Below are 15,663 nucleotides of genomic sequence, written 5' to 3'. Positions count from 1 at the left end.
GTATTCACCAAACTTTCTATAAAAATAATATCTGGAAAGAATTTACCTTTCCAGATATTGACTGTGAAGATAAGGCAAGGTTATTCAGCAGAAACGATAGTTGCAGAATCTTCTTTACCATCCTTAAGACCAATCATAACAACTGATTTTACTGGATTATGATTCTCATCAATTGAGATAGAACCTGTCACTCCTTCAAAATCAGACAATTTTGCAAGATTTTCGGCAATCTCTTTAGATGTTTTAGCACCTTCAGCTGATTTAGCAACCATGTAGACAGCATCGTAAGCTAATGCGGCAAACATTGATGGCTCTTCACCATATTTTTCTTTATATTTTTCAATAAAGCTTGCTGCTGAGTCTGAGATTTCTGAAGAGAAACCTGATAAGTAATAAACATCTGTTGTCGCTGCATTACCTGCTAACTCAACAAATTTTTCATCACCAAAGCCATCCGGTCCAACGATGGGTTGACTAATGCCTAAATCACGCGCTTGTTTGGTTAAAAGGCCTGTTTCATTATAGTACCCTGGCATTACAATGGCATCAAAGTCTAAATCTTTAATTTCAGTTAAGGCTGCTTGATAGTCAGTGTCTTTGGATTGGAAGGTTAATTCCTTAACAATCTCACCTTTGTAAGTGTTTTTAAACTCTTTAGCAATTCCTTTTGCGTAATCACTTGAGTTGTCATAATAAAGAACGACTTTATCAGCATTTAAGTTATCAGTCGTAAATTTAGAGATGACGTCTCCTTGATAGCTATCAATAAAGGTTGCACGGAAAACGTACTCTTGAACACTACCATCTTCGTTGACAGTCAAACTATCTTGCGTTCCAGAAGGCGTCACTATAGGAACACCTGCAGATGTTGCATTTGGAGAAGCTGCTGCTGTGGCACCAGATGTTGCTGGCCCAACAATAGCATTGACTTTACTTTCTGTTGCTAAGTTAGTGGTTACTGAAGCCGCTTCACTGTTTTCTGATTTATTATCTTTAGAGACCAACTCAATTTGTTTACCATCAATACCACCTGCGGCATTAATTTCTTCTACGGCTAATTCAGCTGCATTTTTTTGAGGGACTCCATAAGCAGCCACCCCACCAGTTAATTCAAAATTAAGACCGATTTTAACAGTATCACCAATTTCATTTCCTTCGGAATTTGAGGACGTTGTTGGGGCACTACCACAGGCAACAAGTGCCGTTGTTGTTAAAAACGTCATTGCTGCTAATAACAATTTCTTTTTCATATATTTTCTCCTTAATACCATTGTAAATAGATATGCTATTAAGAATACAGAATTATCTGACAATTGTCAAGCGATATTGCTCGTTTTTACAAAATTTTCTGAATATTTTTATTTTTCCCACAAATTACCCACAAAATTGAAGTCAATATCTTCAAAATAGGAAGGGTAAGCCTCTTTGACAAATTTCAATTCATTCAATTTAACTAATAAAGCATCAACGTCATCTTGATTGACATACAAGACAAGATATCTCATTTTACGAGAATGGTAGAGACAATCTCCATACTTCATTATTTTTTTTGCATCTCGGTTATAATAGAGAGAAACGACAATACCTACACGATTTGTTTTTTCAAACACTTTAACTTTCCTTTCACTATCTTTATTATCTATTTAAAAGTCATCATTCGTTTTAAATTTATTTTTTAAATGCTCTTATACTAAACATAATTGAGTGTTTATCTATTTTAAATTATAGCACAAAGTCGTATTTTTAGAAATCTTCCCATTGATTTATAAAAGATTGTCTTTTCTTCAAATCGATTAGTCTAGATTATCATTGTAATCTCTTTTATTTGATGATAAATAAAAAACAGCTTGAATAATCTTCAAACTGTTTTTCTTTAATCACTAGTATTATTTCAACTCATTATCAGCCATAATTTCATCAATGAAACCATAAGCCAATGTTTCTTCAGCACTCATCCAGTAATCACGTTCAGCATCTTTATGAATTTGTTTAACGGTTTTACCAGAATTATCTGCTAAGATTTTTTCTAAAGTACGACGTGTTTTCAACAAGTGTTCAGCTGCAATAGCCATATCTGTTTGCTGTGTGCCACCACCAGTACCACCCATCGGTTGATGAATCATGTACTCAGCATGTGGTAACATGAAACGTTTTCCTTTAGCACCACTTGATGCAATAACAGTTCCCATTGAAGCAGCCATTCCCATAACAATGGTTTGGACATCTGCTTTAATGAAGTTCATGGTATCTACAATGGCCAATCCTGCAGAAACAGAACCACCAGGTGTATTAACATAAAGGTAAATGTCTTTAGTACTGTCTTGAGCATCTAGGAAAAGTAACTGAGCGATAACAGAATTAGCCATATTGTCTTCAACTGGTCCTGTTAACATAATAATACGGTCTTTAAGAAGGCGAGAATAAATATCATACGAACGTTCGCCTCTGCTTGTTTGTTCAATAACTACAGGAATCATTTGTCAATTTCTCCTTTATTTCTAATAATGATTTTATTATACTCCTTTGGTCAAAATTGGTCAAATATTTAACACTTGTTTATTTTGTGCCAAATAAACGATCGCCCGCATCTCCTAAACCAGGAACAATATAACCATTTTCATTTAATTGTTCATCCAAAGCTGCCGTATAAATATCTACATCAGGATGTGCTTCTTGAAGTGCTTTTACACCCTCTGGTGCTGCTACTAAACTAACAAATTTAATATGACTAGCCCCACGTTTTTTAAGAGAATCAACGCCAAGAATTGCTGAACCACCAGTAGCAAGCATTGGGTCAACCAAAAGAATTTGACGACGTGCAATATCATCAGGAAGTTTCACTAAGTATTCAACTGGTGTTAAGGTATCTTCGTCACGGTACATACCAATATGACCAACCTTAGCAGCAGGGACTAAACTTAACAAACCATCAACCATCCCAATACCAGCCCTCAAAATAGGAACAATTGCTAATTTTTTACCAGTCAATTGCTTTTGAACTGTTTTAGTGATCGGTGTTTCAATTTCAACATCCTCAAGAGGCAAATCACGACAAACTTCATAACCCATTAACATTGCAATCTCATTAACAAGCTCACGGAAATCTTTTGTAGATGTTGTTGTCCGTCTTAAAATGGATAATTTGTGCTCAATAAGTGGATGTGACATAACCTGAAATTTTCCCATGTTAATAAACCGCCTTCTTTTTTTATTCTCCCTATTATATCAAAAAATCCTCTAAAAGAGGATGATAAAAAGTGATATTTTTAATCTTTTAAAAGGATTTTTGATAAACGAGCCTAATCATTCGAAAGATAAGTCGTTATTTTTCCCAGCCCAATTTTTTTCTTAAGGATACGGCTTTTGCCCCGAACAATAAATCAAGCGCTCCACTCCATAAGGAAAGCCCACCATAAACAACAATTCCTACACCACCAACTATTAATAAGTATAACGCACTGATTAAGCGATTATTTGGAGCAATGATTAAGCCAAAGAGACTATTGATAACAATGACTGCTACAAGCATCACAGTTGTCATTATAATCATTAAGGTACTACTTTTAACCAATAAAGAGCGATTAAAGTTAGTAATCTCATGAATACGTTTATAGATAAGCACAATAGGAATGATTAAAGCAACAATTGTGGATAATAAGGGACCGTAAGAATGAAAAACAAAGATAAAAGGAATTTGTAAGACTAGTTTAGCGATAACACCATATAAGAAATAAATAACTGCTTTACGATTTTCAAACAAGGCTTGTAGCATCGGTGATGAGACGGTGTATAGTCCTAAAAAGATAGTTTGCAATAAAGAAACGATAAATAAATGTAAGGCTAAACTATCTGGCGTTCCATAAAAGATAGTATAAAGCGGCAAGGCTAAAACAACTGACCCAAAAATGGCTGGTAGTAGGAATAAAAAGAGCATTTGTGTATTGTTGATAACAAGTTTAGCTGCTGCTTTCTTATCATTTTTAACAATATTTTCTGTTAATAAGGGAATACCAGTACCGGCTATGGCTGTTGCTACTGCAATTAAAATCATGGTTAACTTACCAGGATTAGATGAAAAATAAGCAAACATAATTCGTAGTTCACGATTAGAATAGTCTGTAAACCACTGCATGCTATTAATAAAGGTCATTTGATCAATCAAGCGAAAGACTTGAATGGCACTGCCAGTAATCACAAAAGGAATCGCTTCTTTAATGGTTTCTAGTAAAATCGATTTAGTATCAAGAGTAATCGATTTTGGTGCTCTAACAAAAACCTGATGGAGCATGTTTTCTTTCCACAAGAAATAGAGCAAAACAGATAAAGAAGCAAACATCCCAACAAAGGCCGCAAAAGTGGATTGGGTGACAGCTGCGACGTAGTTTCCAGAACCCAACTTCATGATATAAAAGGCCGTTAATAACATCCAGATAACTCGAATAACCTGTTCTGCAATTTGACTAATGGCATATGGTTTTAGATTATTAAATCCTTGGAAAAATCCTCTTAAAACACTCATAGCAGGAAAGACCAAGACTGCAAGAGTTAAGCTTTGCATAACGGGAATAAGGTCTTTACCACCACCGCTTAATCCTGCTAAAACAGGAGAGCCAAAGAACATTAAAATGGCAAAAAATGACCCCAATAAGAGCATAAACAAAAAGACTTTTCGAATCAAATAAAAACTCATCTCAGGTTTATCTAACGTATTATATTTTGCCACTTGTTTAGCAACAGCTACAGGAATACCTACAGTTGACACCAATAAAAAGAGCGCATAGATTTCATAACCCATGCCAAAAAGAGCATTGGCTTCAGCCGCGTGAGGCGCCATCCAAGCATACCATGGAATAATATAGATTGCCCCTAAAAGGCGACTTAAAAAATTACCAAAAGTTAGCCAAGCCGTTCCTTGAACCATCTGCTCTTGTTGTGTCATTTTTGATCTTTGTTTGCTCATGTTTTTAATCTTTCTCATTCGTAATAATTTTATTATAAACTTTTGCTTAAGACTTGTAAATCGAGAACTTTAAGTCTAAAATATAAAGTATGATTACAATGAAAAAAACCTTAACGATTTTAAAAAACGACAGTAACTTAAGAGAGATTGTATGGAATAATCACTTTTATTTTGACTGGCAAGAAGAAACATTTAATGCCATTAGCTACGATAGTAGAAACGTCTCAAAATCTACCCTTTTCTTTGCTAAAGGACGTGAATTTAATAAAAGCTATTTAGAACAGGCGATTTCTGATGGTTTACAATACTATGTGTCTGAAATTGATTATGAGCTAACCATTCCAGTTATTTTAGTTAATGACATCAAACAGGCAATGAGTTTGATTGCTCAAGCTTTCTATGATTACCCACAAAACAAATTGAAACTTTTGGCTTTTACTGGCACAAAGGGTAAAACAACAGCTGCTTATTATGCCTATCATATTCTTAAGCAAAATCATAGGCCTGCTCTTTTATCAACAATGAACACCACCTTGGATGGTAAAACATTTTTTAAATCTGCCCTAACCACGCCAGAAAGTATTGACCTTTTGGCCATGATGGCCCAAGCAGTTAAAAATGGTCGTACTCATCTCATCATGGAGGTTTCAAGTCAAGCTTACTTGATGAAACGTGTCTACGGTATAACCTTTGATGTTGGTGTCTTTTTAAACATTAGCCCCGATCATATTGGTCCTATTGAACATCCTACTTTTGAAGATTATTTTTACCACAAACGTCTTTTATTAGAAAATAGTCGCTTTGTTGTCATTAATCATCAAATGGATCATTTTGATTTGATTAGAGAACAAGTCGCTAACCAACCCCATGAGTTCTATGGGAAAAACTCTGATAACACTATTTCCAAGAGTCAATCATTTTCCTTTGAAGTGACAGGTAAATTAGCTGGACACTACGATAGTCAATTAATCGGACACTTTAACCAAGAAAATGCACTAGCAAGTGCCTTAGCTGCCTTTGAATTGGGAGCTAGCCTGGAAGATATCAAAAAAGGCATTGCCGAAACAGTCGTGCCTGGAAGAATGGAAGTTTTAACTCAAACAAATGGTGCCAGAGTCTTCGTTGATTATGCGCATAATGGTGTGAGTCTGAAACAACTTCTTTCAGTTGTTACCCAGCATCAAACTGGCCAAATTGTCCTTATTATTGGTGCCACTGGTAATAAAGGTGAAAGTCGCAGAAAAGATTTTGGTGAGGTTATCAATCAATTTCCACAGATTCATGTGATTTTAACGTCGGATGACCCTAATTATGAAGATCCGATTGTTATCGCACAAGAAATTGCAAGTCACATTACACGACAAGTAGATATCATCGCAGACCGAAAATCTGCCATTAAAAAAGCCATGACGCTTACAAATAAAGCTAGTGATGCTGTTGTTATCGCAGGAAAAGGGGCTGATGCTTATCAGATTGTTGATGGGCAAAAAGTAGCCTATGAAGGCGACATTGTTATTGCTAAAAACTATCTATAGAGGATGAGAAGAAGATCAGAAAGCTATCAATTTCCAAATTAACCTAGCGATTTACGGTTAGCATTTTCAGCTATTTTTTCTATGAGAGGACTATTTTAACAATGAAAATTTTAAAATCTGTTAATAGTATGGCCGGTGAAAATACCTATTTTTTAAGCAATGATTATGGGACAATTGTTATTGACCCTGGTAGTAACACAGAAGCTATTTTAACAAAGCTGACCACTCTAGGAAAACCTGTGGTTGCCATCCTTCTCACGCATACGCACTTCGATCACATAGTTAGTGTTGATGCAGTGAGAGAAACTTTTAACCACCCTCCAGTTTATGTGTCAAAAAAAGAAGCTGATTGGTTAGGATCTCCTAAAGATAATCTTTCTGCTCTTGGAAGATTTGAGGGAATGGGTGATGTGATTATTAAAGCTGCTGATTGTCTCTATGACTATGATACAGACTATAACATCGAAGGATTTCAGTTTAAGGTTGTTGAAACACCTGGTCATTCGATTGGCAGTGTGTCCTTGATTTTCCCTGAAAGTGAAGCTGTTTTTACAGGAGATGCTCTTTTTAAAGGAACAATTGGTAGAACTGACCTACCAACCGGGAATTTTAATCAGTTAATCACTAGCATTAAAACACAACTGTTAACCTTACCTAAGCATTATCGTGTTTTTCCCGGGCACGGGCAAAATACTGTCATTAGCCATGAAAAAATGTTTAACCCTTATCTCACTTAAAAAACCTATAGGACTATTCCTATAGGTTTTTTTATATTGTACATCTTAATTAGGCTTTTAAGTAACGTCTCATTGATAAAACTGATCCTACAGAACCAATCAAAATTCCAATAAGGAAAAGAGCTCCCATAGCATATAAAAGGAAAACATCAGGTTCATACATTGATAAATTCTGCTTGATTAAAGCCACATTGAATTTTTGATAAACGAAATGATAACCATAGAACAGGATTAACGAAGGTAAAATTGCTCCAATAAGACCTACCCAAGCACCTTCAAGAAAGAAAGGCCAGCGAATATAAGAATTTTTCGCCCCTACCAAGCGCATAATCATAATTTCTCTACGACGAGAAATAATGGTGATACGAATGGTATTAGAAATGAGGAAAACAGCAACAAATAGCAGTAAACCTGCTCCTACAAGCCCCCAAGTTCTGATAACACCAGCAATCCTAAAGATTCTCTCTGTGTTAGCTCCACCATATTCAACGGAATCAATCCCATCAATTCCTTCAACCTGTTCAGCAACCGTTTTAACAGCCTGTGGTGAAGTTGTTGTAATGATATACACGGTACTAAGAGGATTGGCATCTCCTTCAAAAATTTCCCAAGAATCACCAAGTGTTTCTTGAAGATTTTTTAATTGCTCTTCTTTGTCAGAAAAATCAATTTTTTGGACTTCAGGCAAAGCTGCAATCTGATCATAAATTTTATGATAATTCTCATTAGGTGTTAATGTGCCATCTTGATTAGGAATTTGTTCCACATAATCTGTTGAGTCAACCAATAAAAAGGCATTGACTTGAATATTTTTTTCAATACCAGTTGCTAAACGTTCTGTATTTGCGATAACGGCAGAGAAAATTCCCACAAGAATTAAAGTGATTGATACTGAACTAATGGCAACAAAAGTCATCCAACCATTTCTTTTGAGATTTTTCATGGATTCCCATAAATGTCTGAAATATCTTCTAATCATCGTATCCGTACTCTCCTTTTTCTTCATCACGAGCCACACGACCATCTTCAATCGCAATCACTCGGTGACGCAATGTATCAACGATGTTCTTGTTATGCGTTGCCATCAAAATCGTTGTCCCTTGAAGGTTAATGCGCTCTAGTAATTGCATGATTTCCCAAGAATTATCAGGGTCTAAATTTCCTGTAGGTTCATCGGCAATCAATAATTTAGGGTTGTTAACAATCGCACGAGCAATTGCTACACGTTGTTGCTCACCACCTGATAATTGATCAGGAAATGATCTCATTTTGTGTTTTAGACCAACCAGTTCCAAAACTTCTGGTACACGTTTTTTAATATTTCTTGGTCTTTCACCAATAACTTCCATGGCGTAAGCTACATTTTCAAAAACTGTTTTCTTTGGAAGTAGTTTGTAATCTTGGAAGACAACGCCAATACTACGACGCAGGTATGGCACTTCTCTTCTTTTCAATTTGGTCAAATCAAAACCGGCTACTTTTAAAGAGCCTTTGGTTAATTTTTCCTCACGATAGAGTAGTTTGATAAAACTTGATTTCCCTGCCCCTGAAGGACCAACGATATAAACAAACTCACCTTTATCAACAGTAATAGATACATTTCTTAGTGCTGTTGTTGAGCGATGATATTTCTTGCTCACATCTCTCATTTCTATTAAAGCCATTATTTTTTCCTCTCATTTTTTCCTATTTATTCTATTCTCCATTTGAGATAGGCATCGATAAAGCCATCAATATCACCATCCATCACTTTATCAACTTGAGCGACTTCATAGTTTGTCCGATGATCCTTCACCATAGTGTACGGCGTGAAAACATATGATCTGATCTGACTTCCCCATGTAATTTCTTTTTTATCTCCCTTTAAAGCTGAGACTTCTTGTTCTTTTTTCTCTTGCTCTAATTGATAGAGTTTACTTTGAAGCATTTTCATGGCACGGTCTCGGTTACCATATTGCGTACGGTCAACTGTAGAAGACACAACAATTCCCGTTGGAATATGTGTCAAGCGAACACCTGTTGACACCTTATTGACATTTTGACCACCAGCACCGCCTGAACGAAAGGTGTCCATTTTAATGTCATCATCTTTAATCTCTACTTCGATGGTATCATCTAATTCTGGCATCACTTCAATTGACGCAAAAGAGGTGTGACGGCGTTTGGCAGAATCAAATGGTGAAATTCTCACCAAGCGATGAACCCCCATCTCTGATTTTAAAAGTCCATAAGCATTGGGTCCTTCAAACGAAAGAGTAACACTTTTAATACCCGCCTCATCTCCTGCTTGATAATCTAACACCTCAACCTTAAAGCCTCTAGCATTGCCAAAACGTGTATACATTCTAAGCAACATATCCCCCCAGTCCTGAGCTTCTGTACCCCCTGAACCAGGATGAATTTCTAAAATGGCATTACTACTATCATAGGGTTCTGATAACAATAAGGTCATCTCATAACTAGTCATCATTTTTTCAAGCTTATCCAAGGTTTCTTCTAGCTCATTTTGAGCAGAAGCATCTTCTGAAACCATTTCTTCTAAGATATCAACTTCTTCACTAAGTTCAACCATTGTATGAAAAGTTTGATAGTTAGATTTTAATTCATTTAGCTCCTGAGACACCTTTTGCGCTTTAATATTATCATCCCAAAAATGGGGATCAGTCATTTCGTTTTCTAAGAGAGCAATGTCTTCCTCTAATTGTTCTAGGTCAAAGAGACCTCCTGAAGCTAGTCAACTTCTCTTTATTTTCTACTATTTTCTGACGGATTTCTGAAATATCCATGGTCTATACCTCTTTTATATAATTCTACTTATTCTATCATAGATGCTTTAGTATTGCCATTCTTATAGCCATTTTTTAAAAAAATTTTAATGTTTAAACGATAAAAGCTTCGACAAAATAAAAATACTAGTCTGATAGTAGACTATAGCACTTTATTTTATTTCTAATTACCTTATAGTGCCATTCCCTGGTAGAATCACTTTTTCTTATCGTTTAACTACCATTAGATGAAATACTTTTCAATCTATAAACTAATAGGGCGCAATTTCTATAATACTATTTTAAAGGAAAATTATAAAGTCTGCAAGACGATATCATTACCAATTGTTACTTTTGTTGCAAGTCGTTAACATTTAAAGCTTTTGATACTTCTGATTTATCTTTTAAAAGCTAATCTCTTTTTTTAACAAAAAATTAGGGAGATTTATCCTCCCTAATTTTTAGCTATATTATCAGACCACAATATTACTGATTACTTTTGCGACGTCTAAAGAAAATTAATCCTGTCATGGTCAAAGTGACTAGAACATGTCCCACAATCACTCTATTAGAATCATCATTGTCTCCTGTCATAGGAAGCTCTTGATGTTTTAAAACTCTAGAATAAGGTGTATGAGAAGTTTGTTCAACAGTTTTTTTAGTTATTGATACTATTGGTTTTGACATAAGATTTGAGTCTTTATCTTTTACCCTAGGGTGAGTATCAAAAACTTTTGTCTCTGGTACAAAATCAGACACTTTATCTTCTACTACAGGATAGGTATCAGGGACTTTTGTCTCTGGTACAAAATCAGATACTTTATCTTCTACTACAGGATAGGTATCTGGAACTTTCGTCTCTGGTACAAAATCAGACACTTTATCTTCTACTACAGGATAGGTATCAGGGACTTTTGTCTCTGGTACAAAATCAGACACTTTATCTTCTACTACAGGATAGCTATCAGGAACTTTTGTCTCTGGTACAAAGTCAGATAGTTTATCCTCTACTACAGGATAGGTATCAGGGACTTTTGTCTCTGGTACAAAATCAGACACTTTATCTTCTACTACAGGATAAGTATCAGGGACTTTTGTCTCTGGAGCAGGTTTATTTTCTGTATAAGTGACAGTTGCTTCTTGGTTTGCTGGTTGACTGGTTGTTGCCGTATTACTAAAGACAACACTTGACTTATTTGCCTCATAACCTGAAATTGCGGGACTTGTTACCGTTTGAGTTTTTTCTACCGCAGTGTAGTTTGATATCTGTGTGACTAAATCTTTATCTACTGCCCATGTTACCTTCACAGTTGCTTGAGCTGGTGTTGACTCACCTGCACCGATATAAGTCACTGTATTAACTGTTTCATAAGTACTCTTTTCATGCTTATGACGAAGAGCTACTGTTACAACTTGGCTGGCTGTTGCTGAATCGTCTAAAGTATCAAAGCTCTTAATGGTAGCAGCATTATCTGAAACCTTTTCATAACCTGCTGGCACCTCAAAAGTAAAGCTTGCTACTTGGTTAGTGACACCGTCAAGTGTTTCAGTTTTAACAACCTTATCATTATCATCATTGTCAACATAGCGAATACTAATCTTCGCAGGATTTGCTGTGTATACCACAGTATAGATAATATCTTCGTCGCCTAAATGACCATTATTAATTGCTTTGACAGCAAGGTCTAAACTAGCTTGATGATTAACAGTAAAACTATATCCTTCACGTGTCAAATCAACATTTTTCCAATTAATAGTATCGCCAGATACCCCTTCAAAAATAAGATTAGTTTTACTTTCAAGATCATTAATTGATATTGGTAGACGTTTCTCTGGATCATTTTCTGAGACAATAACTGCTTTTGTTTCTTTTGCATAGGTTACAGTAATGGTTTGATTAGAAGCCTCTTTTTGTAAAGAATGAGACGGAGTTTGTACCAAGTCGTTTGAGGCATCTGTGTTACTAATAACACGATAACCAGCTATGACAGGATGTGTTATTAGTTTTGTTTGTGCAGTTGCTTCAATCCACTTGATAGTCGCCGTATCTTTTGGCTTACCATTTTCAATAGCTGGAAGTTCAGTAACTTCAATTATGTCACCAGCTTCATTTGTTGCATAGTAAGTTTTAACGACTGTTTCAATCTCATTGGTTGACGTGTCTAAAACATTTTTCAAATGACCTAAATCATCCGCTTTTGTTTCGATTTCAGATTTAGTATAAGTGAATTTTGAATTTGGATCATGGAATTTAATCGTTAAGTAAGTAACCTTTTGAACATTTGAATCTGCTTTTTTGGTTCCTTTTGTATCAACATAGTTTATTGTTTGTTGTTTAGTAATTAACTCAGTTTCTTCTTTGGCTGGAATATAGAGAACACTTGCTGACAATGGATTAAATTTAATGGTTTTTTCACCATTAAATTGACCAATTTTGTCATATAAATTTTCTGAATTTGTGGTAACGATGTAAGCATTAGAAAAATCATTACGCTTGTCACCAGAATTAATGACACCATTTCCAGCACCAGTTCTACCATAATACCAATTATCGCCACCAAGTATTAATGAAGGGTTCGATGTATCGGTATTATTATTAAATACCATTAAATACTTGTCACCATTGTCTTTTTTAAGCTCATAAGTAATAATGCCTGAGTTGACTTGAACATTTGTGATTACCATATGAGGAAAGACTTCTTTTTGATAATCTGATAAATGAAGCAACGATTCATTTTTTCTCAAAGCCACAATAGATTTATAAAAGTTAACAACATCAACATTGTCTTTTACTAAGCCCCACTGAATACGGTTTAATTCATCGCCACCATTATAAGTATTATGAGATTTTTCTTTTGATTTCAAAAATTCTTGCCCAATTTGTGAGAAATGAATTCCTTGTGAGAGGGCACTCATCGCAGAAGCTAACTCTACACGTTTTTGGTGTTCTTCTGCAGTGTCTTCTGGGTTATAGTGTTTTAATAAATCACTAAGTGTCATTCCATCATGGACTTCAACATAGTTCAATTGTTGTGAGGCACTTCCAAAATGTCGACCATGACCTCCAAGCATACTATCAACTAATCTAGAAAGATTATTGCTATTTGTTTTGTAATCACTATGGCGGTTAACGAATCCTGGAGGGTTGCCATTGTCATAATGAGAACCTGCAATGGCATCACGACCAATGGAATCGAAAAAGCCGTAAGTTGGTGTTTGTTTAGCATTTTTATCACTACCTGGTGTTTCACCATCTTTGGCTAGGTATTTCCCCATACTATCCCAACCTTCACCGTAGGTGACAATCTTAGGATCAATTTTATTAATCGCGTCACGAACAAGGTTTAAGGTATTAACATCCAAATCAGACATGGCATCAAATCTAAAGCCATCCATACCATACTCTTTAGCCCAATAAATAACAGAATTAACGATATATTGACGCATCATTTCTGAATTGGAACGAACAGCATTGCCGACACCGACATCATTGTTCATGGCTCCATCAGGCATGACAGCATAGAAATAACCAGGTACTGTCCATTCAAATGGATTTTCTTGCCCATCATATAAATGATTGTAAACTACATCCATGACAACGTTAATCCCAGCGTCGTGAAGCTTTTGAACCATTTCTTTAGCTTCTTTAATACGCACAAGTGGATCAGCAGGGTCAGTTGAATAAGAGCCATCTGGAACATTGTAGTTCTTAGGGTCATAACCCCAGTTTTGCTGATTATTGTGAACACCATGATCTTCTTTAGGTGAAATGGTGATGTTTTCTGGATCATCTTTGTCTAATTCAGGAACAGTTTGAAAATCATAGATAGGCATGATTTGAACATAGTTAACACCTAAATAGTTTAGGTAATCAATTCCAGTCATGTGGTTCCCGTTTGACGCATTTGTTGTTCCAGATTGAACCATTCCAAGAAAGTTACCACGATCTTTTTCATCAACTCCCGAGCTCTCATCAATGGAGAAGTCACGAACATCGACTTCAAGCACACTTATTTGAGTGTTAGAGGTTACTCGTTTGTTTTGAGTAATAGCTACTTTATCGCCAAGGTCTGATGATGCTATAATAACTGATCGTGAGCCATCCTGAACAACAGCCTGTGAATACGGGTCTTGTGTTTTAACGGTGCGAGTAATTTGTTCAGAAATAGCACCGACATTACCATCAGTTCTTCCTAGGTAAAAGGCAGCAATTTGTTCTCGTGAAGCATTGTCATTTGCCTGATCATTAATTACTTCTTTAGTGGCAGAATTTCTATAGATATAATGGTCAATATAGTAATTACCATCATTACCTTTTTTCATATAGGCTGATTTTTGAATGAAATAGGCATTGGGAATGGTCAAACTAAAATCATAGGCTACTCCTTTGCCATTCTTATTTAACCGGTCATACTCTTCTTTAGAAATCGTTGTTGTCCAGACACCAACCGTATTTTGAGTGTGGTCATTTTCATTAAAATCACTTCCTCTTTGCATAATGATTGTCTTATCTAGACTAGCATTTTTAGCAACGGATTCATAAAGATTCAATGTTACTTCTTGAGCAGTTGGTGCCCACAAATTAATGGTAGCGGTGCCGTCTTCATTTTTAGTTGCCCCTAATCGACCCCATTTACCAACTGTTTGGAATCCATCTTCTGAATCGCCATCAACAACCTTATCTTTATAGCCAAATTTTTTATCAAACTCTTCACTTTGAACATTCATAAAATGCGAGTAATAATCATTACTGTGATAGATATTAGTCTCTGTGATGGTATTAACTGGGGCGGCCATATCTTGAGTTTTCTTTTGATCCCAATCACGGTCTCTTACGATAATATATTTAAAGACTGATTTATCTTGTGCGACATTAACCGCATAATGCCATCTTTTTTTCCCATCAACAATAGACGAAGACATTGGGGTAAAGTCTACTTCAGTTTGTCCAGTATCCCACAAATGCAGATAATAAGAACCTCCATCACTTTGATCTGTATCATAATAAATATTAACAGCTTTTGGAGTAGACACGTCTAGCTTCTCTGAGGCATTGACTGGAATAATAGTATCTACTGAAAATTGATCTTCTAAATGATCATTGAATTCAGAGGTGGGCTTATCTGAATCACCAAGTAAATCTTCACTCATAGTATCAGACACAGAGTTGGTTTGTGGAGAATTCTCTGTTGTTACAGCTTTTTGGTCTAATTTTTGCTTATTATCTTCTTGATTAAGTCCATCAACAGCAGGTGTTAGTTCTGAAGTTGACAGTTTTTCAGAATCAGGCAAAGTACCTGTCTTATCATCATTTTCTTCAACAACTTTGATTGATTCTTCACCAGTTGAGATTTCAATAGGAGTATTAATAGTCGCTGGCTGAGAATCTGGTATGTCCTGCAACAAATTAATTTCAGCTGCTGCATTCTCCTTTTGATTTTCTTGGGCAAACGCTTGCACATTTGCGGTTAAAAAAAATGCCGATAGTAATGAGGCACCAAACAACCACTGTTTACCTTTTTTCCACATTCTAAAACGTGTTATCTTAGCATCAGTCGGTTTTTTCATAAGATAAATTCTCCTTTAGATATAGTATATCTTTATTATGCAACCGTTTTCGTAACTTGTCAAGTCCTTTGAGATTATTTTTTGGATTTGTTTGAAAG

General features: G+C 35.7%; 11 protein-coding genes. 2 read left to right on the top strand and 9 right to left on the bottom strand.

The annotated features are described in order from the left end of the window. Positions 1–80 precede the first annotated feature (80 nt). The 5 genes from JHK62_RS00810 to JHK62_RS00790 all read right to left on the bottom strand — a co-directional run bounded on the left by JHK62_RS00810 (position 81) and on the right by JHK62_RS00790 (position 4,960). On the bottom strand, positions 81–1,250 hold the full coding sequence (locus tag JHK62_RS00810; RefSeq protein WP_199574789.1) for an ABC transporter substrate-binding protein: 1,170 nt from the start codon (positions 1,248–1,250) through the stop codon (positions 81–83). A gap of 108 nt (positions 1,251–1,358) precedes the next feature. Continuing rightward, a complete protein-coding gene (locus JHK62_RS00805) occupies positions 1,359–1,610 on the bottom strand; it encodes a DUF2129 domain-containing protein (protein ID WP_199574788.1) in 252 nt (83 codons plus the stop codon). A 276-nt stretch (positions 1,611–1,886) separates the two neighbouring features. Further along, the gene (locus JHK62_RS00800) at positions 1,887–2,477 is read right to left on the bottom strand and encodes an ATP-dependent Clp protease proteolytic subunit (protein ID WP_199574787.1); all 591 of its coding nucleotides are present in this window, start codon (positions 2,475–2,477) and stop codon (positions 1,887–1,889) included. Positions 2,478–2,556: 79 nt separating this feature from the next. Further along, entirely contained in the window at positions 2,557–3,186 is a 630-nt protein-coding gene (upp, locus tag JHK62_RS00795) for a uracil phosphoribosyltransferase (protein WP_199574786.1), read from the bottom strand. A gap of 136 nt (positions 3,187–3,322) precedes the next feature. Further along, positions 3,323–4,960: a putative polysaccharide biosynthesis protein gene (locus JHK62_RS00790; protein WP_199574785.1), complete on the bottom strand. Its 1,638-nt coding sequence runs from the start codon at positions 4,958–4,960 to the stop codon at positions 3,323–3,325. An 89-nt stretch (positions 4,961–5,049) separates the two neighbouring features. Here JHK62_RS00790 and JHK62_RS00785 point away from each other — a divergent pair, with 89 nt between their 5' ends. Together JHK62_RS00785 and JHK62_RS00780 are read left to right on the top strand one after the other, a co-directional pair. Then, a complete protein-coding gene (locus JHK62_RS00785) occupies positions 5,050–6,495 on the top strand; it encodes a UDP-N-acetylmuramoyl-L-alanyl-D-glutamate--L-lysine ligase (RefSeq protein WP_199574784.1) in 1,446 nt (481 codons plus the stop codon). A gap of 101 nt (positions 6,496–6,596) precedes the next feature. After that, the gene (locus tag JHK62_RS00780) at positions 6,597–7,232 is read left to right on the top strand and encodes an MBL fold metallo-hydrolase (RefSeq protein ID WP_199574783.1); all 636 of its coding nucleotides are present in this window, start codon (positions 6,597–6,599) and stop codon (positions 7,230–7,232) included. 49 nt (positions 7,233–7,281) lie between these two features. Here JHK62_RS00780 and ftsX read toward each other — a convergent pair whose 3' ends face one another. From ftsX to JHK62_RS00760, 4 genes are all read right to left on the bottom strand, one after another. Beyond that, a complete protein-coding gene (gene ftsX, locus JHK62_RS00775) occupies positions 7,282–8,211 on the bottom strand; it encodes a permease-like cell division protein FtsX (protein WP_199574782.1) in 930 nt (309 codons plus the stop codon). Then, the gene (gene ftsE / locus JHK62_RS00770) at positions 8,204–8,896 is read right to left on the bottom strand and encodes a cell division ATP-binding protein FtsE (RefSeq protein ID WP_199574781.1); all 693 of its coding nucleotides are present in this window, start codon (positions 8,894–8,896) and stop codon (positions 8,204–8,206) included. Before ftsE ends, ftsX begins: the two co-directional genes overlap by 8 nt. A 26-nt stretch (positions 8,897–8,922) precedes the next feature. After that, positions 8,923–10,018 (bottom strand): peptide chain release factor 2 gene (gene prfB, locus JHK62_RS00765; protein WP_199574780.1). Its coding sequence is split into 2 segments (ribosomal slippage): positions 8,923–9,945 and positions 9,947–10,018, totalling 1,095 coding nucleotides; the frame shifts between segments, so codons are not numbered across the junction. A gap of 465 nt (positions 10,019–10,483) precedes the next feature. Continuing rightward, positions 10,484–15,565, bottom strand: a complete 5,082-nt coding sequence (locus JHK62_RS00760) for a mucin-binding protein (RefSeq protein ID WP_199574779.1) — start codon at positions 15,563–15,565, stop codon at positions 10,484–10,486. Positions 15,566–15,663: the final 98 nt, after the last annotated feature.

The organism is Streptococcus pacificus (assembly GCF_016481305.1).
Taxonomy (GTDB): Bacteria; Bacillota; Bacilli; order Lactobacillales; family Streptococcaceae; genus Streptococcus; species Streptococcus pacificus.
The sequence above is the reverse complement of the archived record's forward strand: the minus strand, read 5'-3'. Positions and strand labels throughout refer to the sequence as shown.